The organism is Dickeya sp. MK7 (assembly GCF_000406305.1).
Taxonomy (GTDB): domain Bacteria; phylum Pseudomonadota; class Gammaproteobacteria; order Enterobacterales; family Enterobacteriaceae; genus Dickeya; species Dickeya fangzhongdai.
The window spans coordinates 1,898,229-1,922,959 of record NZ_CM001984.1; the positions used below are offsets into that span (position 1 = coordinate 1,898,229).

The following is a 24,731-nucleotide window of genomic DNA, read 5'->3' on the forward strand; positions in this document are numbered from 1 at the left end:
TTCATTTCCTGTTCTTATCCTCTTTTCATTTTTGTTAATTGAATAGTACGTGAAAATAAAATAAGAAAAGGTTCTCATTGTTAGAACTCATTTTGGTGCTGAGTGTTGGAATGATCGCTGCGTTTATAAAATTTCAGGATATGAAAAATCAACAGGAAACTGTTATAGCACAAAGCCGTGTGTGAACAGATAAACAGCCTTAGCGTTAGTCTCGTTAACGTTGAGGTTAGCCCCTTTCTGGTAGGCAAATACCTTTCAGGGGCGAAACAGGTGTTTAGGTGAGTTGTAACAGGGTTGCATATCTAATTGGCTGCAATATAAGGCTAAGAATGGTACTGGCCAACCCCTCAACCTGAGACAGAAAACCTACTGTGGTAAATTTCTGACCTCTTAGCTGCATTGCCCTAACTTCTTACGAGCATTTTGTATTACGTGAATAGTTGGATATTATCTAGACTGAAAATTACCATGCATTAAACTTCCTTACTTTTTCATCTTCTTCTTCTTTCCTAAGTTTTCTGGCAAGATTGGGATAATACACCATGCGGTTATTGTCTTTGGGCCAACATACCATCACAGCATATGCAAGTAATATCAATGAAATGATTATTCCGACGAAAGAGTGAGATGTAGTAGGATCCCTATACTTAAGTTGCTCCCAAAGCCAATCTATAAACATTTTGCTGGAACCATCTGGTGCAGATAAATACCATTCGCAGAAAAAAACCAAAAAAACACCAAAAGAAATTATTTCAGAATTTCTCTGTTCTATTTCGAAATCTTTTCTTTTCTTTTCCTCTTCCATATATATTTTTAATGATAAATCATCTCCAGTCCCTAATGCATCTTCGCGTAGTTCACTCATAAAGACTTCAGTGTAATTTTTTTGGTATGCTATGTTTTCTTTGGACTGTAATATGTCGCTATATTTTATATTTATCAGCATTAGCGAAAAAATAAAAGATATAATTTTTAAAATAATTGACGAAAAAATCCCTAAAGCGATAATTATTCCTGCTAGATCAGCCAATGATAAATCGAATTCTTTTCCTAACTTTATATTGAATAAACCACCCCCTTTTAACCAGAAATAGAGAACATCAAAGCATAAGGTAAAGTAAATGACTTTGGCTACTTTGGTAGAATCCCACAAACCATCAACAAAACCTAATAGAGAAATGGGGGAGCTACTATTACTGAGCGACATAAAAAATTTCCTTTTATAGATTAACTACTGATATAAAACCACAATATCAGTGAGTAAGGGGGCAGGGTCAAGCTATTCTTATCAGCCGTGATAACGCATCAGTTGACGCTTTTCAAGGTGTTTGCCTTATAAGTGTAGGCAGCGCGAACGTTGTTCTTTCCTATATGGCTCATCTGAAACTCAACCACAACTTTCGGCTAAATATCCGACTCAATTAGCGCAATAACGCGTCCAGTCATCCATCAGTGCCACACGTTTAGGCCACAAGGTTCCACGTTGATAAGCCGCTTCTGCTTTATCTGCTAATTGATGTGCTAATGCATGCTCGATAACTTCGCGTTGGTGTGAGGTAGTTTCACCTGCCCAATCACGAAAAGTGGAACGAAAGCCGTGCTGGGTTAAGTCGGTATATCCCATTCGCTTTAGCACTGCAAGTAATGCCGTATCAGACAGTTGCCCACCGCGTGGGGCAGGGAAAATGTAGTTGTTATCAGCGAATCGAGGTAAATCTTTTAGTAAAGCAACCGCAGCATCAGACAGGGGGACTCTATGTTCTTTTCCTGCTTTCATCCGTGTGCCGGGAATGGTCCACGTTTTCCCCGCCAGATCGATTTCATCCCATTCTGCACCGCGTATTTCGCCAGAACGAGCCACTGTGAGTATGGCGAATTCGAGTGCTCGAGCTGAAATGCCTTGGCGTTGACGTAGTTCGCCCATAAATGCCCCAATATCACTATAAGGTAGTGCTGCATGGTGCTTTTGGGTTTGAACTTTACTCGGTAAAGGAAGAAGAGGTTTCAACATTCCTTTCCATGCAGCAGGGTTATCCCCCTCGAAGTATTCTTTTGCCTTGGCATAGTCGAGAACGGTTTCAATGCGACCGCGAAGGCGGCTTGCGGTTTCATTTTTGGTTAACCATATCGGTTCGAGTATGGCTAAAACATCCATTTTTGTTATTTCACTGACCGCTTTCTGACCAATAACCGGATAAGCGTAAGTTTCCAGCGTGGCACGCCATTGAGCGACATGCCTCTTGTTCTTTAGCTCACTGGCTTTGATTTCCAATACATCATCACAGCATTCCGAGAATGTTTTTTGTTTACGCGCTATTTCTGACTGCTGCGCTTTTTGAGCGTGTTTTTCCTGTAGTGGATTAACGCCATTACGGATTTGTTTACGTAGTTCACGCGCCTTGTCACGAGCCTCGGCTAATGAGACTTCGGGGTAGGGGCCAAGGCCCATATTCAAACGTTTTGGAACTGTTCTACCGAGTGCGTTTACTCTGACTCCCATCGCCACGCAAAGAATCCACGAACGGGACTGACCTCTGATTCGAAGATATAAACCATCAACACCACCAACGGCATAAGAACCTTCGGTCTTTAATCTGGATACGGCAAGCCCTGAGAGTTCTTTGGCTTTCTTCGGCATTATTATAATCCTGTCATACAACCTGCCATGCATACGGTACTGCATAAAATCGCTGATTGCGTCGGAAATAGCAAGACGTTACTGAACAATAATTTTATGACAATATATTGTTTTATATGAAAAAAATGAATGATGCTGGACGCTTGTGGACACTAAAAAATCAGACCCTCTCTCCGCCACTTAACCCTCTTTTAGTTCTTTGTCTTTTCCTGTCTGAATTATCCTTTTCTTCCTGATATGTTGTTTTTCCTTTTCTCTCGCCATTACGTATGGCACAGCCTAACACTCAATTGGGTGATGTTTCTGGCAGAAGCGTCATGAAATCACCATTTTTACATCACGAATTATCATCGTTGATGCGTTGATTTATGGTAACCGGCCTAATCTCGTGGATTGCCGTCATTTTTTAAGTTTTTATCGTTCACTGGGGATAAATATTAATAGACCAGAATTGTTATTTCTGGTTGACGGCACAACAGTGAAAGCAAGAAGCCTAGTCATAAAGCCATTATGATCATGCTCGAAACGGTAGATTTTCGAAAGAATCTATTTTATTTATTATCAAAGTAGGCGACTAAAATGACTGAAGAAGATATCTATCCATTGTTGGGTAAATTGGCTAATGGTCGTGTTTATGCGTATGCCGTACCGTGTTGCGATTATCATGCACCTCATCAGAAATGTCCGTTTATCCTTTTCTCATTGATCCAGGAGAATAATTACAATACCTCGCAACAGCTGAGCAGCCAGAAAGTCACCGTCACGGCAGATTGCTATGCTCATACGGTAGCCGAAGCTCGGGCCTTGCGTGAGCAGGTCGGAATGGCCCTTTCAGCATTGCAACCGAATAAAACCGTCGAATATAACGACTTCGATGTGGAATACGAAAAGTTCCGTATGACACTGGAGGTTGATATTTCTCGCTAACTATTTCCTCAGCGAGTGAATTTAATTTCCATCCTGGGTTAACTTCCATCCTGACATTGTGCTGGGCAGGTTTTTACTGTTTTATGGAATAAAGGACATAATTTATGTGGTATAAATCAGGTAGCTTATCTTTATTTTCTGGTAGTAAGGTTGTTCTGGGGAATAATACGATTTGGACAGATAAGAATAATGGCGTTATTGCCGGCGGCATGTTGCTGATTTTTGCTGATTGCAGCATTAAAATTTATGAAATTGCCTCAGTGGTATCGGATACTGAGCTGGTGTTGGTCAGCGAATATAGTGGTTGTACGGCAAATGGCGTGCACTACGCGATTCCGGCATTTGGCAGCAGTGACACGTTTGATCACGCCGCCTATGTGGCGCAGGTTGCGGCGATGCTGGCAGGTTATCAATCCCAGTTGACGCAGTGGAAACAGGTGCTGACCGAGCGCGGTCAGGTGACCCTGACGGACAGCAATGGTCAGAACGTGGTGGTGAAAACGCTGCCGGATTTGACCGACGCCGTCAGCCGGATGATGGATAAAACCCTCAATGGTGCGGATATCCCGGATAAAGCCCAGTTTGTCGCTAATCTTGGATTGAGCGATGTGGTGCATAAGTCCGACCTTGCTAATCATACCCATACTGCCTCGCAAATTACCGACTTCACCGACGCGGTGCGCAAGGTACTTGTGGCGACGCTGGCGGCTGGTCAGAGTGTTTCACTGAATTATGATACAAACAGCAATCAGTTGGTTGTCAGTGCGACAGGCGGCAGTAGTGGTAATGGTGGCACTGGTTATACCGTGCTGACGCGTAGTGGTGCGACGGCAAATCAGGTGTTTGCCTTCCCGATTAGCCCGAATGGTCAGATGGATTATAGCTTCGAGGCATTTGCGTTGAAGGAAGAGGCAGGTCTGGCCAATCAAAACGCCATTCAGGAAGGGTTTGATGAATTAAAAAGTAGCAGTTACAGACAAACCTCAGCATTATTATGGCATGGGAGTTTACTTCCTTATATTGGTGGGCAGTATTCATTACTATCAGACGGGGGGATGTATTCTAAAGAAATTAAATCTGATGGGAAAGGTATCGCTATTTCTGTTAGTGCTATTGATAAGGTTGATATTGTCCCAGTTATGACATCAAATAAATCTCCTGATGGCTATTCCTTGTCTGCATCCAGTGTCTATCCTGGGAATTATGCTTATTTTGCATTTCAGAAAAAAATGGTCCATCACCATCTAGCTGGGCTTCTGCTGTTAATAGCTTGCCTGCATGGCTGCGTATTGATTTACCATCAGAGGAAATTGTTACTGGCTATCAAATATCGGGAAGGAATAACCCTTCGGGGGGTTATAAACAGCAAGCTACAGTTTTTGAATTGCAGGGGGCAAATGACGATGAAACATGGGTAACAATTGATAGTCAAAAAAATATTGTCTGGAATAGTGCCTCTGAAATCAAAACCTTTAAATTACTTAAACCTGCGTCATATTCTAAATATCGTCTTTATGTCAGTGATGTTAATAGCAGTCCTGATATGAATGTATGTGTGTCCATGTTTAATTTATTTAATGATGTATATAAAGGGAAAGTGTTGCTACAGTTATCTGATGGGGGGTATTACTCTGTTTTAAACGATAGGTTGAATTTGGTTTCGTCCACGTCAGGCGGATTGGATTTTGATACTTATGGATTCTATTCCTCTGGTAAAATATCTGAGAGTATGTTGAATGATAAACTGCCTTTACGGGTAGTAGCTGCAGAGCCAGTTACAGTATCAACTACATATTGGCCGCATAGCCAAATTGCCATACCTGATTCATTGATATCATTAAGCTCATATCTTAAATTAAATAACGTGAACGTTTCTTCGACTAAGAATGCTAACGGTGTAATGAAGATGGCGGTCAGCCGAGATTTGATAAACTGGTATGTATGGAATGGCAACGAGTGGATTAATCTTGGGCCACTTACAGCGGACGAATCGGGGGCTTCCGCATTGCTGGAAAAGGGTATGACATCTGTGAGCATGAGTTCTTTAACTTCTCATGAATGGACTCAGTTGTTTAACAATAATCTTGACAAGATTGCATTTGCATATGCATTGGATCTACCAGAACCGAATAGTGACTCAATATCAGTGAATTCTATTACTCTAAATCTAGATTATGCTTCCGCCTGGAAAAAACAGACCGAAGCCGAAGTGGAAATTCGCTGGTATCCCGACAAAGTGACGTTTAAAACCGTGGCGGCGGGTAACTACAAGCTGGCCTATCAACAGCCGTAATACCTGACTGTATCCCTAAACAACACGGGCGGACTGATATTCTCAGTCCGCTTTTTCATCTGTATGAAAAACCTTACCCACAGCTATCAGAAACTGACATTCAACCGATTATGCTGGCGTATCTAACCCGATTACTGGCCGCAAGGGAGGTTACCAATGGGTTTCTGGCGTATTCTGTTCACCATTATTCTGCCGCCGTTTGGGGTTTTGTTGGGTAAAGGTCTTGGCTGGGCATTCCTGTTGAATGTCGTGCTGACGTTGCTGGGTTACCTGCCTGGCCTGATCCATGCGTTCTGGATTCAAACGCGCCCTGAACGGCATTAGCCGGGAAAGAATGGCGATAAATAAAAATGCCCGGGAAACCGGGCATGTGAATTTCAGAGGGTATGGCGTGATTAACCGTGCAGGCGACGGGTAATTTCAGCAACGCGCGCGCCGTACAGTTTGGCGGTTTCCAGATCGCCTGCCGGAATGGCATCGGCGCCGGCGTCGGACGGAGACTGAATCAGCGCACCGCCGGAACCACCGAGGTTGTTGGCGTCGTTGCGGGTGGAAGCCAGCGCGTTAGCCGGCAGTTGACCCAGGCTGACCCAGATGCCGCCGTGCTGTGCAGCCAGCGTCTGCAGATAAATCAGCGTCACTTGTTTGTCGCCGTTCAGGCTGGCGCTGTTGACGAAGCCGCCAAACACCTTGTCCTGCCAGCCGCGGGTAAACCAGATTTTTGAGCTGGCGTCGGCGAATTTCTTGAACTGCCAGGGGGCGTTGCCCATGTAGGTCGGCGCGCCGAAGATGATACCGTCTGCGGCGTTCAGTGTTTCCCAGTCCGCGTCGGTGATATCGCCATTGCTGTCGATAGCGATCAGGCTGGCTTTGGCGCTTTCCGCAACCAGTTCAGCGATAAGTTTGGTGTGACCGTAGCCAGAATAGTAGACAACTGCAATCTTGCTCATAGCATTTCCTCAAGTATGGCCAGATAAAAACAGAACTTAAAAACGATAAATTCTGCTCAGGTATGGCGACATATTATCGCGTCAAATTTGCATAAACAATGAATTACCTGAAAGTGCCTAGGTTACTTCGCGGTAACCATATAACGGTAATATGATCAGGGATATTAATAGAATGCAGCGATGCCGCATCGTTTTAAAATAGATTATGAAGAATATGAATAAGTGATTCGGCTTTATATCCGTCATACGTCACGTTGCAGATGTGCTGGCTTTATTACTCGGCCCATCCCTGGGCCTTGCCCCTTTGGGGCCGTTGCCAGTAGCGTTCAACTCTGCTCCCGGCAGCGTTGTCGTTCATCCGAATCGCTTACCTGAGTAAGCGCATCGGGATTCACCGCAACTCGAATTATTTAGGGTATACACGCCTCCGCTGGAAAAACATGTCAGAGGCGGCGTATCAAATCGCTTCAATGAACCAGCCGTTGAATGCCGTCACGCGCCAGCGCGTAATTACCGCATTTTTGATAAAACTCCAGCGCCTTCTGCTTCATGCCGACACATTCAAGAATAACGCCGATATTATAATTGGCTTTATAGGAATTGACGCCTTCTTTATTCCCCGGCGGCATCTTTGTGCAGTGGATAAACAAATCAACCGCGTTTTGAAGCTGACCATTATTCATCAGAATCAATGCTTTTAAAAACATAAAATCAGTGGATGAAAAATGGGATTCATAATGAAGAATATCCATGGCCGCCGCATAGTCGCCCTGATTGATCAGCGCATAACCATAGGTCTCGACCAGGTCTTCGGTATATTCGTACGTAAAATTGGTTTCAAAACGCAATGCCTGCCGGAAATAGTCAATCGAGGAGGGATAGTCCCGCTTCAGGTAATAACTTTTTCCCAGTTGAAACAGCAGATAAGGGTCGTCAGCCTGTGTTTCAAGCGCCTGTTTCAGCAGGGTGATGTTTCGCGAAATTTTATCGGTTTCCTGCAGTATTTCTTTTTTGTATCCCACATGATTCAGGCGTATCGGGGCGATAAATGAAGGGGCGGGCGGCGCGCTGATTTCCCGCGGCGTAACCTGTTCATGAATAATGCCGCTGTAATGATAACGATCTTTGCGAAATAAACGATTGATCGATTCCCGGACGGTCGTGGTATCGCTTCCTTCATCCAGATAATTGATGCGCTCCACGCGCCCGATCGCCTGCGGGTGCGCTTTTATCAGTGCGTATAACGCATCGATATCAATCGATTCGATTTCTTCATCGGCATCGATCACCAGCACCCAATCGTGACGGGCATAATCCAGCGATGCATTACGCGCGGCGGAGAAATCGGCTATCCATTCGAAATCATGGATATTGGTTGTGAACTGACTGGCGATGGCCCTGGAGTTATCGGTGGAACCGGTATCGACAATAACGATATCGTCAAAATGGGCGGCGATGGATGCCAGCGTGCCGGCAAGATGCCTGGCCTCGTTTTTGATTATCATGCAGACGGAAATCATTATTTTCACCCGCCAGAAAAAGTTTGATGATGCCACGGCGACCAGAGGAAACCGTTGACGAAACATTAGTGCGTCAGTGTTGCCTCATTCATTGAAAAATGAAAGCGGCCGGCGATCAGAATAATGGAATCGGGCGCCCTTCGTCATTGACCGCCACAAAATTGAACTGACCGGTAATCACTTTGGTGCGGCCTTCGGCATACATCTGCTCCAGATACACCGATACATCGACCGTCAGGCTGGTGCGTCCGACCCGGCTGACCTGCCCGACCAGCTCGACAATGGTGCCCGACGGGATAGGGGTAGTGAAGTTGATCTTTTCGGTGGAAACGGTGACCAGCGGTTTATGGCAGAAACGGGTGGCGGTAATAAACGAAATTTCATCCATCCACGCCAGCGCAGTACCGCCAAATAGCGTCGAATGGTGGTTGATATTGGTGGGGAAGACCACTTTGGCGACCCGGGTGATGGAATGCTGAATACGCTCTTCAATAGTTAAGGATTGCGTCATGATACGGCGACCTTGTGGATAATCAGAACATCGTCATCTTACATCAATTTCATCCCCGGCGGGATTTAGAGCCTATCCCACCAGGGCTATTTTACTTGTCATTTTGGCCCTGGGCAGTGCTCGAACGCCTCACGTACTGCGTGTACGCTCCGGGTTCTCCGCGCTGCCCGAGTCCAAACTGGCTGCGCCAATTACGTCTATTGGGATAGGCTCTTAGCTTGTTTGCCCGCAGATGTCGCAGTCCGGATTTTTCGGCAGTCGCATCTCACGAAATTGCATCGTCATGGCGTCAAACAGCAGCAGTTTACCGGCCAGCGGCTGCCCATAGCGGGCTAGTAGCTTGATGGTTTCCAGCGCCTGCAATGAGCCGATTACGCCGACCAGCGGCGCCATGACGCCGGCTTCGACGCAGGTTAGCGCGCCGTCGCCAAACAGACGGCTGAGACAGCGGTAGCAGGGTTCCTCCGGCTGATAGGTAAAGACGCTGATTTGCCCCTCCATCCGAATCGCCGCGCCGGATACCAGCGGCGTTTTTTGCATAAAGCAGAGGCGGTTGAGCCGATCGCGAATCGACACATTGTCGGTGCAATCCACCACGGTATCGTGTTGCATCACCAGCGCCAGCAGCGCGTCATCGTCCAGATTGTCCTGAACCGGCGTGATATGAACATGCGGATTGATGCCCTGCAAGGTCAGGCGGGCGGATTCCACCTTCGGCATGCCGATACGATCGTCACGGTGCAGCACCTGACGTTGCAGGTTGGACAATGAAACGGTATCAAAATCCAGCAGGGTCAACCGACCGACCCCTGCCGAGGCTAGATACTGCGCGGCGGCGCAACCCAGTCCGCCCAGCCCGACGATCAATACCCGTGAGGCTTTCAGGCGCTCCTGCGCATCAAAATCGAATCCGCGCAGGACGATTTGCCGGTTATAGCGCAGGGTTTCTTCATCCGTCAGTTCAGGTAACATCAGTAATGGCTCTGCAACAAGGCGTTAAACGGTTCTACGTCCACCCATTCGCCCGCTTCCACCCGGCCGCGCTCGGCTTCCAGCACGATGAAGCAGTTGCCCTGACTGAATGAACTGAACACGTGGGACCCCTGGTGCCCGGTGGTGCGCACTTCCAGGTCGCCCCCAGCGGTACGGGCCAAAATGCCGCGCTGGAAGTCCAGTCGACCGGGCGATTTTTTCAACGCTGTCGCCGTCTTAACCCGAACACGCGCCGGCAATGACCAGCCGGTATGTCCGGACAGCCGTGCCAGCAGCGGTTGCACCAGTTGGTAAAAGGTGACGGCGGCGGACACCGGGTTGCCCGGTAGCCCGCAGAACCAGGCGTGGCTCAACTTGCCGAAGGCAAACGGCTTGCCGGGTTTGATCGCCAGTTTCCAGAAGTGGATATCGCCCAACGTTTCCAGCATCTGTTTGGTGTAGTCCGCTTCGCCCACCGACACGCCGCCGCTGCTGATCACGACGTCAGCCGCCTGATCCGCTTCCTGAAATACCTGACGCAGCGCCGCTGGGTCGTCACGCACGATACCGAGGTCGATCACCTCATAGCCCAGCTGTTCCAGCATCAGGCGCACGGTAAAGCGGTTGGTATCGTAAATCTGCCCGGCCTGTAACGGTTCGCCGACCGGCTGTAATTCGTCGCCGGTGGAAAACAGCGCTACTCGCAGACGGCGCACCACCTCGACCGTCGCAATGCCAAGCGACGCCAGCAACGGCAGTTCGGCGGCGCCCAGTCGGGTGCCGGCTGGCAGCACCTGCGCCTGACGGCGGATATCCTCACCGATGCGGCGGATGTTCTGGCCCGGTTTGACCGCGCGGGTGAAATGGACCCGGCCGTCGGCATCGTTTTCCGTGTCTTCCTGCATCACCACCGCGTCGGCGCCGACAGGAATCGGCGCGCCGGTCATGATGCGGATGCAACTGCCTGCGGGCCAGTCGGCGTCAAACGGCGCGCCGGCAAACGCTTTACCCGCTACCGGCAACGGCTGACCGGTCAGTTCATGACAACGCACGGCATAGCCGTCCATCGCAGAATTGTCGAACGGGGGCACGTCGAGGGGGGAGTTTACCGCGCTCGCCGTGATGCGACCGGCGGCCTGATAAATCGAAACCGTTTCTGTGGCGGTGAGTGGTGAAACCTGCGCCAGCATGGTTTGCAGCGCCTGTTCCAGAGAGAGTAAACCCGAAGTATCCATGACAGCTCCACAGGTCTGTTCGCCGCATCACTAAGCGGGCAGAACAGGCATCGTATTGAAAACAGGTATGGTATTGATGTGTCTATAGGTTGCCATTATGGCAGAAATCGCCGGGCGGGAGAATGAGGCGTGTCGGAGGAGCGGGGGATAAAAAACGCGGCCGGAGCCGCGCTTGAAACGACGATCGCGCTGAACGCAGCGCGATCGGAAAGCGCAATCAGAAAGAGGTGCGCTTGTAGGTGCGGTACTGCGGCTGCCAGAAGTTGTGGGCAATCGCTTTCACCAGCGCGTCTTCGGATGTGACTTCCGCCACGCCCTGCAACTGGGCCGCTTTGGCGACTTCCAGCGCAATGTGTTTGGAGACTTCCTGAATGGTGCTGACTTCCGGCAGCAACGGACCTTCGCCCTGGCTTGCCAGCGGCGAGCAGTCGGCCAGCGCGCGGCTGGAGGCCATCAGCATGCCGTCGGTGATGCGCTTGGCGCCACTGGCCAGTACGCCCAGACCGATGCCGGGGAAAATGTAGGAGTTGTTGCACTGCGCGATCGGATAAACCTTGTCCTTGTGCTGCACCGGGGCGAACGGGCTGCCGGTCGCTACCAGCGCCGCGCCGTCGGTCCAACGGATGATGTCTTCCGGACGCGCTTCCACGCGGGAGGTCGGGTTGGACAGCGGCATCACGATCGGACGGGCGCAGTGGCTGTGCATTTCACGGATGATCTCTTCCGTGAACAGGCCGGGCTGGCCGGATACGCCGATCAGGATGGTCGGTTTGCCGTTGCGCATGACGTCCATCAGCGAGATAGCGTCGCTGGTGATGTCCCACTTGGCCAGGTTTTCGCTTTTCTGCACCAGTTTGCTCTGGAAGTCGAGCAGGTTCGGCAGTTTGTCGGTCAACAGGCCAAAACGGTCCACCATGAATACGCGGGCGCGGGCTTCTTCATCGCTCAGGCCTTCGGATTTCATTTGGGCGATGATCTGCTCGGCGATGCCGCAACCGGCGGAACCGGCGCCGAGGAAGGCTACGGTCTGGTCGCGCAGCTGGCTGCCGGCCGCGCGGCTGGCGGCGATCAGGCTGCCCAGCGCTACGGCGGCGGTGCCCTGAATGTCGTCGTTGAAGCTGCAGATTTCGTCGCGGTAGCGGTTCAGCAGCGGCATGGCGTTGTTCTGTGCGAAGTCTTCAAACTGCAGCAGCACGTTCGGCCAGCGGCGTTTCACCGCCTGAATGAATTCGTTCACGAACTCGTAGTATTCGTCGCCGGTAATACGTGGGTGACGCCAGCCCATGTACAGCGGGTCGTTGAGCAGTTGCGGGTTGTTGGTGCCGACATCCAGCACCACCGGCAGGGTGTAAGCCGGGCTGATGCCGCCGCAGGCGGTGTACAGCGACAGTTTACCGATCGGAATACCCATACCGCCGATGCCCTGGTCGCCCAGACCGAGGATACGCTCGCCGTCCGTCACCACGATGACTTTTACGTTTTGTTTAGTGGCGTTTTGCAGCATATCGTCGATATGCTCGCGGTTGGGGTAGGAGATAAACAGGCCGCGGGCACGACGGTAAATGTCGGAGAAGTGTTCACAGGCGGCGCCCACCGTCGGCGTATAAATGATCGGCATCATTTCGCTCAGGTGGTTTTCCAGCAGACGGTAGAACAGGGTTTCGTTGGTGTCCTGAATGTTACGCAGGTACACGTGCTTTTCCATGTCGTTCTTGAATTCCTGATACTGCCGCCAGGCGCGCTCTGCCTGTTCTTCAATGGTTTCCACCGCTTCGGGCAGCAGGCCGTGCAGGTTGAACTGGGCGCGCTCCGCCTCGGTAAAGGCGCTGCCTTTGTTCAGCAGGGGAAATTCGAGCAGGATAGGACCGGCATAAGGGATATAAAGCGGACGTTTACTTTCGTATTCCAATTCCATGACTTTCGACTCTTTGGGTAGCGGAAATCGGTTCGAAGAACCAACGAAACGATAGGATAACGTGGATCTTAAAGTACCCCAAAAATATGTACAGGGATTGTTAATTAAAATAATTACAGATGACTTGCATATGAAAAATATGTGGGGAAAGTCACATATTATCGCGCTTCTGCTGGAAAAAGAGGGGGTTTGGGGGGGCTGGTCTTACTCACACGGTGTGAATTTTCCACCACCGAATCGACGCAGCGCCGCCATATGAACGCATGGCGGCGCGCTATGTTTTAGTGCGCCGGTTCGCGGCACAGATCGGTACAGCCGAATGACGCCAGCAACGGCTGGGCCAGACTCCACTGGCTGAGCGTCACATGGCTGGATTCCACCAAAACCGCCCGCTGAATATCGCTGAACGGCTCGCCGGCCAGATTGACCAGATTCAACGCCGCCTGCAATGGCGGCAGGCTGGGGTTGAACGCGGCGTTTTCCGCATAACGCCCGGCGTAACGGCGACCGCGGCGGGTTTCCAGCGCGATGCCGCTGAATGCTTTACTGTACGGCGCGTGGCTGCGGTTGGCCGCCGCCAGCGCCAACTGGCGCAGGGGATCGTCTGTCGTCAGCGTCAACCCGTTATCGATGTCATCCATCAACAGGGTGTTGATCGCCAGATCGCGCGGGCCAAACGCATCCGGCAGATAGTGGCCGAGCAGCGCGGGTGAACGCCCCGGCAGGCAGATACGCAGTTCGGGCGCGCTATTGAGTTCGTTCATGAACTGGCGGCAGTGCCCGCAGGGCGTGTAGTTCACCGTCACCGCCCGCAGCGCCGGTTCGTCGCGCAGCCAGGCGTGGCTGACGGCGCTTTGCTCGGCGTGGACGGTCTGTTGCAGCGGCAGGCCGTCGAACTCCATATTGGCGCCCCAGTAGAAGGCGCCGCTGACGCCCTGTGCTATCGCGCCGACGTGAAAGTGAGACACCGGCGTCAGCGCGCAGGCGGCGGCCAGCGGCAGCAGGGCGAAAGCCAGACTGTCGGCGTCGAGCTGGCTCTGGGCGCAAATGCTGCTGACATCGTCGGCGGTCAGCATGGCGGCAAAATCATCACGCGCCAGTATCGGCGCCAGCGCGGCTTGCAGCGCCGCAGGCAGTTGCGTGAAAGCGTCGTGGAAGCGTGCTTGCATGATGGTCTCTCTTTCCCGGTTTTCAGAGCATGTTAACCAGAGTCTGGTCAGACACGCGGCGATTATTTGTGATTATTATCACTTTTTATATGAAATACATGAAAAAGAAATCACAAATGCGAGATGTATCTCAAGTTTATCGGCCGCAGGTCCGGTTGGTATTGCGGCAGCGGTTATGAACCGCCGTCCGGCAATGCCGCTTCATTTTCCTGCTGAATGATCGCATCTATTTTTTGTGCGAGTCTTTTCGCCTGCTCAACCACCTCCGTTGCGCTCAACCCGTATTGATGGCTGAGTGTTTTCCAGTCATAGGCTCTGGATTTTCTTCCCTCAGGAAAATGTTGATAGAGCAAGTCGGTGAAGGCGCAATGCGAAGAGGAGAAGGCTTCATTCAGGTAGGCCTCGGCATAAAACACCCGTAGGCCGAAGCGAGGATGACGGCTGTTTTCGCTTTTTTCTCTGAAAATGTTCACGTAGATAGGCCAGTACGTCTCCGCGCTGATTTCCAGCATGGCGTCGGTCGCAAAATTAAACCAGGTGCGGCTGATTTGCAGATTATTGCTGTACGAGCCGTCGTCACCCTGCAAATCCAGCAGGGCTTTTTTCATGTTAACCAGCACGCCGGCGATGCCGCGGGATTGGATCAGCTTGTCGCAAAGCGGGCGGTGCTGTTGCAGGAACAGCAGCATTTCGGCGTCGATGCCGGCAAATTTGCTGACGCGCCATTGGACAGGCGAGTGATTTCTTTGCTGGTAAAAGTGTTCCACCAGCGGCGCATAGCGGATTGCCAGCGTGGCGGAGAGCTCTGAGATTCTTTGCTCGGCCGGGCTTTGCCAGTCGGCCTGTTTCTGGCAGTACGACAACAGCAACTGCACCGCGGCATGATGATTTTCAGATTGCAGTCGGGCGCGGTGCGCCGCTTTATCCAGCCACTGGTAGTTCATAAATGCCCAGCGCTTGGCCTGGCTGACAAAATCGTTATCGGCTGACTGGTTAAACCATTTGTCGATGGCGACGAACAGGAAGTTATAGCCGTGGAAACAGGCGTTGCGCGCCAGCGCGTTTTTCACCGCGGCGTGATAGTCGTCAAGCTGAGCGACATCGGGGGTTGAGCCAGCTTTATTCTCTATCGTGACGATAAATTTGTTTTGCGGGTCGATCAAAAACAGGTCAAGACGGCGGCGACCCCCGTTAAGGTCGACAATGCTGAATTCCCGGCAGACAAACAGCGAACCAAAGCTGGTCTGATGGATTAAGCCGGGGGTCCAGATATGGAAAAATTTTTTATTGTCGTATTTATGTTCGGTACTGGCGTAATAGGCGGCGGTCAGAAAATCTTTAATTATCGCGTCTCGCTGACCGTGGCCTTCATTCGGATTCAAGCACCAGGCCAACATATGGGAGTGTTGATTTTCCGTTAGCGTAATCACATCAAGGATGTCATCCGATGTCTTGAGCAGCTCTTGTAACTCGATGAAATGTTTATCTTCAAGAAAGGTATAAAATGTCTGTTCGTCCATGTGGCAGTCTGAATGTTTTCTTATCATGTGGCGGGATGCAGGCCGACCGGTGTTTCAAGGTGCGGACCTGCAATTTGGATGACGTCAGGGCGTCCGGTGGCATTAGCCCATCAGGCGCACGATCACCGGAAACAGAAACGGGGCGATCAGCGAGGTGATGATGCCGCAAATCACCAGCGCCAGCGAACTGAAGGCGCCTTCCTGAAAGTCCACTTCCGCGCAGCGGGCGGTGCCCAGCGCGTGCGACGCCGTGCCCATCGCCAGCCCGCGGGCGGATTTGGCATGGATTTTCAGTCGGTTGAACAGCGCGTGGCCGAGTACTGCGCCGACGATGCCAACGAAAATCACGCACATGGCGCTGATGGCCGGAATGCCGCCGATGGAACTGGCGACCGCCATGGCGATCGGCGTGGTGACCGATTTCGGCAACACCGAGGCGGCGATTTCCCGCGAAGCGCCCAGCCACAGGGCGATGACGGTGCCGGAAATAATGGCGGTGACGCTGCCGATAAAACAGACGCTGATGATGGATTTCCAACGCGCGCGGATTTGATGTAGCTGTTCATACAGTGGAAACGCCAGCGCCACCACCGCCGGTTGCAGCAGGCTGTTGAGGATGGCGCTGCCGCTGAAATAGTGGTTGTAGGGGATATCCAGCACCAGCAGCAGCGGAATGATCACCAGCATCGATACCAGCAACGGGTTAAGCAACGGCATTTTTAGCGTCATCGCCACCTTGCGGGCGCCAAAAAACACCGCCAGCGTCAGCGGCAGCGACCACCACAGATAATTCAGCATTATTTTTCTTCCTTCGTTTCTGTGCCGTTCCGGCTGCCAGCCTGCCGGTCGCCGTGCATCATCTGGGTGGTGTAGCCGACGACGATCATCACCACAAAGGTGCTGACCAGACAGGAAACGACAATCGGGCCGAACTGGTCGCGTAGCACGCCATAGTAGTTCATCACCCCGACCCCGATGGGCACGAACAGCAGCGCCATGTAGCGAATCAGCAGATGACAACCGGGTTTGACCCAGTTGGGAGGCAGAATCTGCGACGCCAGCAGCGCGAACAGAATCAGCATGCCGAGGATGCTGCCGGGAATGGTGATGGGGAGTAACGCGGATATCGCATTGCCGGCGAACAGACACAGATAAATCAATGCGAAAGCGCGTAAATACTGCCAGCAAAGCGTGATGGTATTACGCATAAGGGAAAATCCTGATTAACCGTAGAAGTGATGATAACGCTAATATTGTCAGTGTGCTACGAATCACAAAACGCGGAGTGTGGTTTTCCCTGGATGATCCCCTGCGGCGGGAAATGGTCGCCCCGGACGAACCGGGGCAACGCGGGTCAGTGGGGCAGGCCGTAGCCGAATGGGAACAACGGCTTATTGCTGTCGTACGGCAGGTCGGGCTGCTGTTTCAGCACCGCCTGCATGGAAGATGGCAGCTCGAAGGGCAATTTTGCGGTGTAAGCCGCGCCGGAAACCAGCCGGCTCAGCAGTACGCTATCGCTGACGCCGAAGTTGGCGATCAGCGCCCGGGTTTTGTCCACAACGTTGGTGAGGATCGCCGGACGTTCCATATAGACGGTGACCAGCGTCGGCACGCGGACGCTGGCGCGCACGATGGCCTGATAGTCCGGATTGTCGGCGCGAAACGCCAGCGACCCTTCATGGTGACGGCTGCCGAAGAAGAAGTTTTTGTGCGGCTGCTCGTACGGGGTATGAGTGCGAATCAGCGCCACGTCCGCCTTCTCCGGCGCATCCACGACGATAAACCCTGCCGCCTGCGCGGCTTTTGCGTCAATACCGTGCAGCCAGACCCGGCTGCCTGTACGCAGCGGCAGGAGATTGTTGTTCTGCAGCAGCACCAGCGCCCGCGCCTGGGTCTCGTCCGCCAGTTGCTGCCAGTCTGTTCTGCCGACGACATCGTTGGCCTGCGCGGCATTGACGTAAGGGCGCTCGAATAACCCGGTCTGGAATTTCTGCTTCAGGATACGGTTGACCGAGGTATCCAGCCGGGCTTCGCTCAGCAGGCCGTCCTGTACCGCTTTCACCAGCAAGGCCGAGTCGGTTACGCCGCCGAACTGATCAACCCCGGCGTTAACCGCCTTGATGAAACGCTCGGCGGGCGTCAGGTTTTCCACGCCCCACGGCATGCCGCGCGGCACCGGTTTTTCACCGGGTTTGACGCCGGTCAGGCAGTCCCCTTTGCAGTCGTTGGTGATCAGCCAGTCGCTGAGGATCACGCCATCGAAACCGTACTGGCCGCGCAGCAGGTCGGTGAGCAGGAAACGGTTGAAGCCGGCGCCGACCGGTTCGATCGGTTTGCCGTGCCAGCGGGCGTTTCGTAGAATGGAATAGGTGGGCATGATGCCGGCGGCGTGGGCTTCAAACGCGCCGGTAAACGGGTCGATATGCCATTGCAGGTTATTTTGACGGAACAGCGCGTATTTGCCATAGGCGTTGTGGCTGTCCCAGCCGTCCTGCGCCGCGCCGTAGCCGACCCAGTGTTTCACCACGGAAATCACGCTTTGGCCGTTAAGGCCGTTTTTGCCGTTCTGCATGCCGGTGACATAACCGCGCACCATCTTTTTGGTCAGTTCGGGATCTTCGCCGAAGGTGCCGTCGATACGTGGCCAGCGTGGCTCGGTGGACAGGTCGGCCTGGGGCGACAGGGCTTCGGTGATGCCGACTGCGCGGTATTCCTGACGCACGATATCGGCGAAGCGCCGCACCCGCTCCTCGTCGCCGATGGCGGCCAGACCGAGGGTTTCCGGCCATTTGCTGAATTTACCGACCGACACGCTAACGCCGACCAGCGACTGGAATGAGTTGCGCGGGTCGGTGCTGATGGTGGCGGGGATACCCAGCCGGGTGGCTTCCGCCAGTTGCTGCAGTTTGTTGTTCTCTTCCGCCATCTGGGCCGGGTTATCGCCGGAAAGCCGGGTAATAAAGCTGTTGACGTAGCGTTCGGCGATCATGGTTTTGGCCGCCGTGAGGTCGTACTGGGCGCCGGCGCCGGTGACGCTGCCGGCGGTGGGGGCGGATCCGTGCATCATCACCCCGGCTTTTTCCGCCAGCGTCATACGCGACACCAGGTCCGCCGCACGTTGCGCCGGCGGCAAACGCCAGTCTTCGTACGGATTGAGTTTACCGTCGCGGTTGAGATCCTTGAATTTCAATCCATTAACGGTGATCAGCGGGGCTTCGCGGGTATCAAGCACCGCTTGCTGCACAGCTCCCGCCAGCGGGGAAAACAGCAAGGGTAGGGTGGCAATCCAGGGCAGAACCACCGCGGTGTGCGGCGAGAATCGTGATTTCATGGTGGTCTTTCTCATTATGTGTGGGCCAGAGGAAAAAACAGCGAGCGCCCGTGAAGGTTCAACGCGACAGACCATCGGAAAAAGAAAAGACAGCCTGTGCCCGCTGAGTGGAATAACGGTGAACGCCAGCGATTAATTCCTGTCACGCTATGCCAGTCTTAATTGGGGGTTCAAGCGGGTAAATAGTAATTCTGAAGATGGATCAAAGAATTGGCGCAGCTGTTGCCGGTGGGTGAGAATTATTCAATCATCGTCATTGGTGATAATTTCTTATTGTGATTGTTTGATTTCAATCGCTGGGAAATAACAAGAAAGAGGACGAAAAGCGGAGTCGGCAAATAAAGAAAAATAAAACCGGGCGCTATTTGCGGCCCGGCTTTTGGCAGACGGGGATTTACCTCACGCCAGGTTCACCACAGCGCCGGATTGGAAACCGCCTGCCGAACCGCATCGGTCAGCGCCTGCAACTCGTCCGGCTGAATGATGAAGGGCGGCATGAGATAGACAAGCTTGCCGAACGGCCGAATCCATACTCCTCGATCGACAAAGAAGCGTTGCAGACGCGCCATATTGACCGGCTGGCGAGTTTCCACCACGCCGATGGCGCCCAGCACCCGCACGTCGGCAACGGTCGGCGCCTCGCTGAGCGGTAACAACGCCTGGCGCAACTGCGCCTCAATAGCGGCGACCTGCGCCTGCCAGCGGTTTTCCGCCAGCAGTGTCAGGCTGGCATGGGCCACGGCGCAGGCCAGCGGGTTGCCCATGAAGGTGGGGCCGTGCATGAAACATCCAGCCTCGCCGTTGCTGATGGTTTCCGCCACCGCGCGGGTGGTGAGCGTGGCGGAGAGCGTCATGTAACCGCCGGTCAGCGCCTTGCCAAGACACAGGATATCCGGCGTTATCCCGGCGTGTTCGCAGGCGAACAGGCGTCCGGTACGGCCAAACCCGGTGGCGATTTCGTCGGCGATCAGCAGAATGCCGTGCCGATCGCATAACTGGCGGACCTGCCGCAGATACTCGGGATGATAAAAGCGCATACCGCCCGCGCCCTGCACGATCGGTTCCAGGATCACGGCGGCGATGTCGTGCTGATGCTGCTGCAACCGCGCGCTGAAGTCGGTGATGTCTTCCGGCTGCCAGGGCTGGTCAACGCGGCAGCGCGGCGCGTCGGCGAACAGATGCGGCGGCAAATATCCCTGATAAAGACTGTGCATCGAATTATCCGGATCGCACACCGACATGGCGCCAAAGGTGTCGCCATGATAGCCGTGGCGCAGCGTCAGGAAGCGCTGGCGGCGTTCGCCGCGCGCTTGCCAGTATTGCAGCGCCATCTTCATCGCCACTTCCACCGCTACCGAGCCGGAATCCGCCAGAAACACGCACTCCAGCGCCGCCGGGGTCATCGCCACCAGTTGGCGGCACAACGCCACCGCCGCCGGATGGGTAATGCCGCCGAACATCACGTGCGACATCTGCGCCAGTTGGTCCGTCAACGCCTGATTCAGCCGCGGGTGATTGTAGCCGTGAATGGCCGCCCACCATGAAGACATACCGTCCACCAGTTGGCGGCCGTCGGCCAGTTGCAACCGACAACCGCTGGCGGCGATCACCGGGTAACAAGGCAGGGGAGCGGTCATGGACGTGTAGGGGTGCCAGATATGGCGCTGGTCGAAGTTCAGGTCGTCCTGATTCATACTGATGTAAACCAATTGGATCTCAATTTGGTTGACAGTATACCCACATAAATTACACTGGCGAGACTTTTTTACCCGGAGCAATGATGATGACCGAACGCGTAAACTGGACACTGGAGCAGGCGCAGGCCCTGTTCGATAAGCCGTTTCTGGAACTGATGTTTGAAGCGCAACAGGTGCATCGCCAGCACTTTGATCCCCGTCAGGTGCAGGTCAGCACGCTGTTATCCATCAAAACCGGCGCCTGCCCGGAAGACTGCAAATACTGCCCGCAAAGCGCGCGCTACCGTACCGGCATTGAAACCGAACGGCTGATGCAGGTCGAGCAGGTGCTGGATTCCGCCCGACAGGCCAAAGCGGCCGGTTCTACCCGTTTCTGCATGGGCGCGGCGTGGAAAAACCCCCATGAGCGCGATATGCCGTATCTGGAGTCAATGGTGCGCGGCGTGAAAGCGATGGGAATGGAAACCTGCATGACGCTGGGCACGCTGCATGGCGATCAGGCCGAACGACTGGCGGCGGCCGGGCTTGATTTCTACAACCACAATCTGGATACGTCGCCGGAATTTTACGGCAACATCATCACCACCCGTACTTATCAGGAACGGTTGGATACGCTGGGTAAGGTGCGTGGAGCCGGTATCAAAGTGTGCTCCGGCGGTATCGTCGGCCTGGGCGAAACGGTGCGCGACCGCGCCGGACTGCTGGTGCAACTGGCGAATCTGCCGACGCCGCCGGAAAGCGTGCCGATCAACATGCTGGTGAAGGTGAAGGGGACGCCGCTGGCGGAAAACGAGGACGTGGATCCGTTCGATTTTATCCGCACCATCGCCGTGGCGCGTATCATGATGCCGGCCTCCTACGTGCGACTGTCGGCCGGGCGCGAGCAGATGAACGAGCAGACGCAGGCGATGTGTTTCATGGCCGGCGCCAATTCGATTTTCTACGGCTGCAAGCTGTTGACCACGCCGAACCCGAAAGAAGACAAGGACCTGCTGCTGTTCCGCAAACTGGGGCTTAACCCGCGGCAGACCCAAACCGAATACGGCGACAATCAGCAACAGCAGCATCTGGCCGAACGACTGCTGCATGCCGATACCGCTCAGTACTACAACGCGGCGGTGTGAATGGGCTGGCAACAACGGATCGATCAGGCGCTGGCGCAGCGGCAGGCGGAGGACGCCTACCGGGTTCGCTTGCCCAATGACGGCGGCAGCGGCCGCTGGCTGGTGCGCGAGCAACAGCGTTATCTCAATTTCTCCTGTAACGACTATCTGGGGCTGAGCCAGCATCCGGCGATTGTGCGCGCCTGGCAGCAGGGCGCAGAGCGCTACGGCGTGGGCAGCGGCGGTTCCGGTCATGTGACCGGGTATACCAACGCGCATGAGCAGTTGGAACAGCAACTGGCGGACTGGCTGGGGTACGACCGGGCGCTGTTGATGATCTCCGGGTTTGCCGCCAATCAGGCGGTGGTGACGGCGCTGTTGACGGAGGGGGACCGTATTCTGGCGGATCGCCTCAGTCATGCCTCGTTACTGGAAGCTGCCAGCCTGTCACCCGCGACGTTACGCCGTTTTCACCATAATCAGCCGGATTCGTTGCAGCAATTGCTGGAAAAACCGGTCGGCGGCCAGACGCTGGTGGTCACCGAAGGGGTGTTCAGCATGGATGGCGACACCGCGCCGCTGGCGGCGTTACATTCGCGCTGCCGCGATCATGGCGTCTGGCTGATGGTGGATGATGCCCACGGCATCGGCATCGTCGGCGAACAGGGGCGCGGCTGTAGCTGGCAGCAAGGGGTGAAACCCGAATTGCTGATTGTCACTTTCGGCAAAGCGTTTGGCGTTAGCGGAGCGGCGGTGTTGTGCAGCCAGTCGGTGGCGGAATACCTGTTGCAGTTCGCCCGTCATCTGATTTACAGCACCGCCATGCCGCCGGCGCAGGCGTGCGCGCTGGACGCGGCGCTGGCGGTCGTTCGCGGCGCTGACGGCGAGGCGCGACGTGCCGCGCTGGCGCAGGCGGTCCGTCGTTTCCGCGACGGTGCGGCCGGGCTGCCGTTTCGTCTGCTGGAGTCGACGAGCGCTATCCAGCCGCTGATCGTCGGCGATAACGCCTGGGCGCTGGCATTGGCGCAGCAACTGCGTACGCATGGGTTGTGGGTGAACGCCATCCGGCCGCCCACCGTGCCGCCGGGCACCGCTCGCCTGCGCATTACCCTGACCGCCAGTCATCAGCCGGAGGATATCGACCGTCTGCTGGAGGTATTGTATGACGCCGGGTAACACGCTCTTGATGCCGCATCCTCCCCATAAGCAGGCGATTGCCCGCGCCTTCGGCCGGGCGGCCGGATATTACGACCGCTTTGCCGCCCTGCAGCGCGAGAGTGGGGAACAGTTGATGGCGCTGGTCGGCGACCATGCCGGCCGCGAGGTGCTGGATGCCGGTTGCGGCACCGGCTATTTCAGCGACCGCTGGCAGGCGAGCGGAAAACAGGTGACGGCGCTGGATTTATCGACGGAGATGCTGGCGATAGCGCGTCAGCGGCGGGCGGCGACGCGCTATCTGCAAGGCGATATCGAACATCTGCCGTTAGCGGATGGCAGCGTGGATATCAGCTTTAGCAACATGGCGATGCAATGGTGTGATGATTTCGACGCCGGGCTGGCTGAACTTTACCGGGTCACCCGGCCGGGCGGGGCGATTGCCGTCTGTACGCTGGCGGAAGGCACGCTGGTTGAACTGGATGCCGCCTGGCAGCAACTGGACGGCTCGCGTCGCATTAACCGCTTTATGTCGCTGGAGGCGATCGTCTCCTCCTTCCGTCTCTACCACGCTGATGTCTCGCTGGCGCCGGTGACCTGCTATTTCCCCGATGTGCTGAGCCTGATGCGTTCGGTCAAAGGGGTAGGCGCCACCTGGCTGCGTGACGGCCGTGACCACGGCGGCCTGAGCCGTCGGCAACTGACCGAACTGACCACGCGTTACAGCCGTCATCCGCAGGGCTATCCCCTGACGTATCAACGTGTTTTTGGAGTGATTTATCGTGACTGAACGCTGGTTTGTTACCGGAACCGACACTGAAGTAGGCAAAACGGTCGCCAGCGTGGCGCTGCTGCAGGCCGCCCGCCGCGCCGGATACCGTACCGCCGGGTATAAGCCGGTGGCCTCCGGCTGCGACGTGACGCCGCACGGCATCCGCAACAGCGATGCATTGCAGTTGCAGGCCAACAGCAGCGTGGCGCTGCCCTACGATGCGGTCAATCCGCTGGCGTTTCTGGAGCCGACGTCGCCCCATATCGTCAGCGCGGCCGAACAGCGACCGATTGCGTTTTCCACCCTCAGCGAGGGTTTGCGCGAGCTGGAGCGTCAGGCGGACTGGGTGCTGATAGAGGGCGCCGGCGGCTGGTTTACGCCGCTTTCCACACGGCAGACCTTCGCCGATTGGGTACAGCAAGAGGCGCTGCCGGTGATTCTGGTGGTGGGGGTGAAGCTGGGGTGCATCAACCATGCGATGCTGACGGCGCAGGCGGTGCAGCAAGCCGGTTTGCGGCTGGCGGGCTGGGTCGCCAACGTGGTGCAGCCGCCCGGTCGTCACCATCACGCCTACCTGCAAACGTTGCAAGCGCGGATTCCGGCGCCGCAACTGGGGGAAATCCCTTACTTATCCGAGCCAATTCAGCAGGATATCGGCGATTACTTAAACATCACTTTACTGAGAGGTTAACGATTCTGAGTAAATGTTGCATGAGTCGCGGCTTTTCCCCCTCTTCTGGTTGAAATTGATAGAAAAAACCATCTTGAAAACAGGTGCTGAATCCAATGGGCCAGCAGTTTTTCTTCTTGCTAAGTCTGTGTCATTTAGCACTTTTTTTTATAATGATCGCCGGGTCAAACACGGAAATCTTGTTTAAAAGCGCCTTGCGCTTTCGTGGCGGAAAAAAACAGTAAAACACGCCAATACAGGAGGCGCGGGCGCTTGTGGGAGTTATCCACTATTTCTGTGGATAACCGTGTGCATTAGGGTTAGAAAAAACGCGCCAGCCGAGAGCTGGCGCG

The 24,731-nt window shown here is 54.2% G+C and carries 21 protein-coding genes; 7 read left to right on the forward strand and 14 right to left on the reverse strand.

The window, feature by feature from the left end; translation table 11 throughout:
* Window positions 1-463: 463 nt before the first annotated feature.
* Together DXXMK7_RS08285 and DXXMK7_RS08290 are read right to left on the reverse strand one after the other, a co-directional pair.
* Window positions 464-1,207, reverse strand: coding sequence for a hypothetical protein (locus tag DXXMK7_RS08285; RefSeq protein ID WP_038918675.1), 744 nt, complete (start codon window positions 1,205-1,207; stop codon window positions 464-466).
* Window positions 1,208-1,417: 210 nt separating this feature from the next.
* Entirely contained in the window at window positions 1,418-2,638 is a 1,221-nt protein-coding gene (locus tag DXXMK7_RS08290) for a site-specific integrase (RefSeq protein WP_038918677.1), read from the reverse strand.
* A gap of 579 nt (window positions 2,639-3,217) precedes the next feature.
* Here DXXMK7_RS08290 and DXXMK7_RS08295 point away from each other — a divergent pair.
* The 3 genes from DXXMK7_RS08295 to DXXMK7_RS21850 all read left to right on the forward strand — a co-directional run bounded on the left by DXXMK7_RS08295 (window position 3,218) and on the right by DXXMK7_RS21850 (window position 6,182).
* Entirely contained in the window at window positions 3,218-3,565 is a 348-nt protein-coding gene (locus tag DXXMK7_RS08295) for a DUF3168 domain-containing protein (RefSeq protein WP_038918678.1), read from the forward strand.
* Between the two features lie 1,270 nt (window positions 3,566-4,835).
* Entirely contained in the window at window positions 4,836-5,858 is a 1,023-nt protein-coding gene (locus DXXMK7_RS23260; RefSeq protein WP_231348860.1) for a discoidin domain-containing protein, read from the forward strand.
* A 156-nt stretch (window positions 5,859-6,014) separates the two neighbouring features.
* On the forward strand, window positions 6,015-6,182 hold the full coding sequence (locus DXXMK7_RS21850) for a YqaE/Pmp3 family membrane protein (RefSeq protein WP_038918679.1): 168 nt from the start codon (window positions 6,015-6,017) through the stop codon (window positions 6,180-6,182).
* A gap of 71 nt (window positions 6,183-6,253) precedes the next feature.
* Here DXXMK7_RS21850 and DXXMK7_RS08310 read toward each other — a convergent pair whose 3' ends face one another.
* The 12 genes from DXXMK7_RS08310 to bioA all read right to left on the reverse strand — a co-directional run bounded on the left by DXXMK7_RS08310 (window position 6,254) and on the right by bioA (window position 20,675).
* A complete protein-coding gene (locus DXXMK7_RS08310; RefSeq protein WP_038659899.1) occupies window positions 6,254-6,808 on the reverse strand; it encodes a flavodoxin family protein in 555 nt (184 codons plus the stop codon).
* 467 nt (window positions 6,809-7,275) lie between these two features.
* A complete protein-coding gene (locus tag DXXMK7_RS08315) occupies window positions 7,276-8,328 on the reverse strand; it encodes a glycosyltransferase family 2 protein (protein WP_038918681.1) in 1,053 nt (350 codons plus the stop codon).
* Between the two features lie 115 nt (window positions 8,329-8,443).
* Complete coding sequence (locus DXXMK7_RS08320) at window positions 8,444-8,839, reverse strand: acyl-CoA thioesterase (protein ID WP_038918682.1); 396 nt, start codon at window positions 8,837-8,839, stop codon at window positions 8,444-8,446.
* A 213-nt stretch (window positions 8,840-9,052) separates the two neighbouring features.
* Window positions 9,053-9,811 (reverse strand): molybdopterin-synthase adenylyltransferase MoeB, encoded by a 759-nt coding sequence (gene moeB / locus DXXMK7_RS08325; protein ID WP_038918683.1) that lies wholly within the window; start codon window positions 9,809-9,811, stop codon window positions 9,053-9,055.
* A complete protein-coding gene (moeA, locus tag DXXMK7_RS08330) occupies window positions 9,811-11,046 on the reverse strand; it encodes a molybdopterin molybdotransferase MoeA (RefSeq protein ID WP_038918684.1) in 1,236 nt (411 codons plus the stop codon). Before moeA ends, moeB begins: the two co-directional genes overlap by 1 nt.
* Before the next feature lie 217 nt (window positions 11,047-11,263).
* Entirely contained in the window at window positions 11,264-12,961 is a 1,698-nt protein-coding gene (locus tag DXXMK7_RS08335) for an NAD-dependent malic enzyme (protein WP_038918685.1), read from the reverse strand.
* A gap of 281 nt (window positions 12,962-13,242) precedes the next feature.
* Window positions 13,243-14,130 carry a cytidine deaminase gene (cdd, locus tag DXXMK7_RS08340; RefSeq protein WP_038918686.1) on the reverse strand — a complete coding sequence of 296 codons (888 nt, stop codon included), beginning with the start codon at window positions 14,128-14,130 and terminating at the stop codon, window positions 13,243-13,245.
* Between the two features lie 173 nt (window positions 14,131-14,303).
* Window positions 14,304-15,650 carry a PD-(D/E)XK nuclease family protein gene (locus DXXMK7_RS08345; protein WP_038918687.1) on the reverse strand — a complete coding sequence of 449 codons (1,347 nt, stop codon included), beginning with the start codon at window positions 15,648-15,650 and terminating at the stop codon, window positions 14,304-14,306.
* Between the two features lie 102 nt (window positions 15,651-15,752).
* Window positions 15,753-16,448, reverse strand: coding sequence for a CidB/LrgB family autolysis modulator (locus DXXMK7_RS08350; RefSeq protein WP_038659877.1), 696 nt, complete (start codon window positions 16,446-16,448; stop codon window positions 15,753-15,755).
* Entirely contained in the window at window positions 16,448-16,858 is a 411-nt protein-coding gene (locus DXXMK7_RS08355; RefSeq protein ID WP_038918688.1) for a CidA/LrgA family protein, read from the reverse strand. Before DXXMK7_RS08355 ends, DXXMK7_RS08350 begins: the two co-directional genes overlap by 1 nt.
* A 146-nt stretch (window positions 16,859-17,004) precedes the next feature.
* The gene (locus DXXMK7_RS08360; RefSeq protein WP_049842675.1) at window positions 17,005-18,981 is read right to left on the reverse strand and encodes a glycoside hydrolase family 3 protein; all 1,977 of its coding nucleotides are present in this window, start codon (window positions 18,979-18,981) and stop codon (window positions 17,005-17,007) included.
* A gap of 410 nt (window positions 18,982-19,391) precedes the next feature.
* Window positions 19,392-20,675 carry an adenosylmethionine--8-amino-7-oxononanoate transaminase gene (gene bioA, locus DXXMK7_RS08365; protein WP_038920917.1) on the reverse strand — a complete coding sequence of 428 codons (1,284 nt, stop codon included), beginning with the start codon at window positions 20,673-20,675 and terminating at the stop codon, window positions 19,392-19,394.
* Between the two features lie 89 nt (window positions 20,676-20,764).
* Between bioA and bioB the strand changes: the two genes are divergently transcribed.
* From bioB to bioD, 4 genes are read left to right on the forward strand one after another with little or no spacing between them, the layout of a single operon-like run.
* Window positions 20,765-21,802: a biotin synthase BioB gene (bioB, locus tag DXXMK7_RS08370; RefSeq protein ID WP_038920918.1), complete on the forward strand. Its 1,038-nt coding sequence runs from the start codon at window positions 20,765-20,767 to the stop codon at window positions 21,800-21,802.
* The gene (bioF, locus tag DXXMK7_RS08375; RefSeq protein WP_038918689.1) at window positions 21,803-22,957 is read left to right on the forward strand and encodes an 8-amino-7-oxononanoate synthase; all 1,155 of its coding nucleotides are present in this window, start codon (window positions 21,803-21,805) and stop codon (window positions 22,955-22,957) included.
* Window positions 22,944-23,726, forward strand: coding sequence for a malonyl-ACP O-methyltransferase BioC (gene bioC / locus DXXMK7_RS08380; protein WP_049842538.1), 783 nt, complete (start codon window positions 22,944-22,946; stop codon window positions 23,724-23,726). The genes bioF and bioC overlap by 14 nt, the downstream gene beginning before the upstream one ends.
* Window positions 23,719-24,399 carry a dethiobiotin synthase gene (gene bioD, locus DXXMK7_RS08385; RefSeq protein WP_038918691.1) on the forward strand — a complete coding sequence of 227 codons (681 nt, stop codon included), beginning with the start codon at window positions 23,719-23,721 and terminating at the stop codon, window positions 24,397-24,399. Before bioC ends, bioD begins: the two co-directional genes overlap by 8 nt.
* The last annotated feature ends 332 nt before the right edge of the window (window positions 24,400-24,731 follow it).

Excerpts from the sequence above, each read along its gene's own strand:
- DXXMK7_RS08285 (WP_038918675.1), bottom strand. The coding sequence starts at position 1,207 with ATGTCGCTCAGTAATAGTAGCTCCCCCATTTCTCTATTAGGTTTTGTT.
- DXXMK7_RS08290 (WP_038918677.1), bottom strand. The coding sequence starts at position 2,638 with ATGCCGAAGAAAGCCAAAGAACTCTCAGGGCTTGCCGTATCCAGATTA.
- DXXMK7_RS08295 (WP_038918678.1), top strand. The coding sequence starts at position 3,218 with ATGACTGAAGAAGATATCTATCCATTGTTGGGTAAATTGGCTAATGGT.
- DXXMK7_RS21850 (WP_038918679.1), top strand. The coding sequence starts at position 6,015 with ATGGGTTTCTGGCGTATTCTGTTCACCATTATTCTGCCGCCGTTTGGG.
- DXXMK7_RS08310 (WP_038659899.1), bottom strand. The coding sequence starts at position 6,808 with ATGAGCAAGATTGCAGTTGTCTACTATTCTGGCTACGGTCACACCAAA.
- DXXMK7_RS08315 (WP_038918681.1), bottom strand. The coding sequence starts at position 8,328 with ATGATTTCCGTCTGCATGATAATCAAAAACGAGGCCAGGCATCTTGCC.
- DXXMK7_RS08320 (WP_038918682.1), bottom strand. The coding sequence starts at position 8,839 with ATGACGCAATCCTTAACTATTGAAGAGCGTATTCAGCATTCCATCACC.
- moeB (WP_038918683.1), bottom strand. The coding sequence starts at position 9,811 with ATGTTACCTGAACTGACGGATGAAGAAACCCTGCGCTATAACCGGCAA.
- moeA (WP_038918684.1), bottom strand. The coding sequence starts at position 11,046 with ATGGATACTTCGGGTTTACTCTCTCTGGAACAGGCGCTGCAAACCATG.
- DXXMK7_RS08335 (WP_038918685.1), bottom strand. The coding sequence starts at position 12,961 with ATGGAATTGGAATACGAAAGTAAACGTCCGCTTTATATCCCTTATGCC.
- cdd (WP_038918686.1), bottom strand. The coding sequence starts at position 14,130 with ATGCAAGCACGCTTCCACGACGCTTTCACGCAACTGCCTGCGGCGCTG.
- DXXMK7_RS08345 (WP_038918687.1), bottom strand. The coding sequence starts at position 15,650 with ATGGACGAACAGACATTTTATACCTTTCTTGAAGATAAACATTTCATC.
- DXXMK7_RS08350 (WP_038659877.1), bottom strand. The coding sequence starts at position 16,448 with ATGCTGAATTATCTGTGGTGGTCGCTGCCGCTGACGCTGGCGGTGTTT.
- DXXMK7_RS08355 (WP_038918688.1), bottom strand. The coding sequence starts at position 16,858 with ATGCGTAATACCATCACGCTTTGCTGGCAGTATTTACGCGCTTTCGCA.
- DXXMK7_RS08360 (WP_049842675.1), bottom strand. The coding sequence starts at position 18,981 with ATGAAATCACGATTCTCGCCGCACACCGCGGTGGTTCTGCCCTGGATT.
- bioA (WP_038920917.1), bottom strand. The coding sequence starts at position 20,675 with ATGAATCAGGACGACCTGAACTTCGACCAGCGCCATATCTGGCACCCC.
- bioB (WP_038920918.1), top strand. The coding sequence starts at position 20,765 with ATGACCGAACGCGTAAACTGGACACTGGAGCAGGCGCAGGCCCTGTTC.
- bioF (WP_038918689.1), top strand. The coding sequence starts at position 21,803 with ATGGGCTGGCAACAACGGATCGATCAGGCGCTGGCGCAGCGGCAGGCG.
- bioC (WP_049842538.1), top strand. The coding sequence starts at position 22,944 with ATGACGCCGGGTAACACGCTCTTGATGCCGCATCCTCCCCATAAGCAG.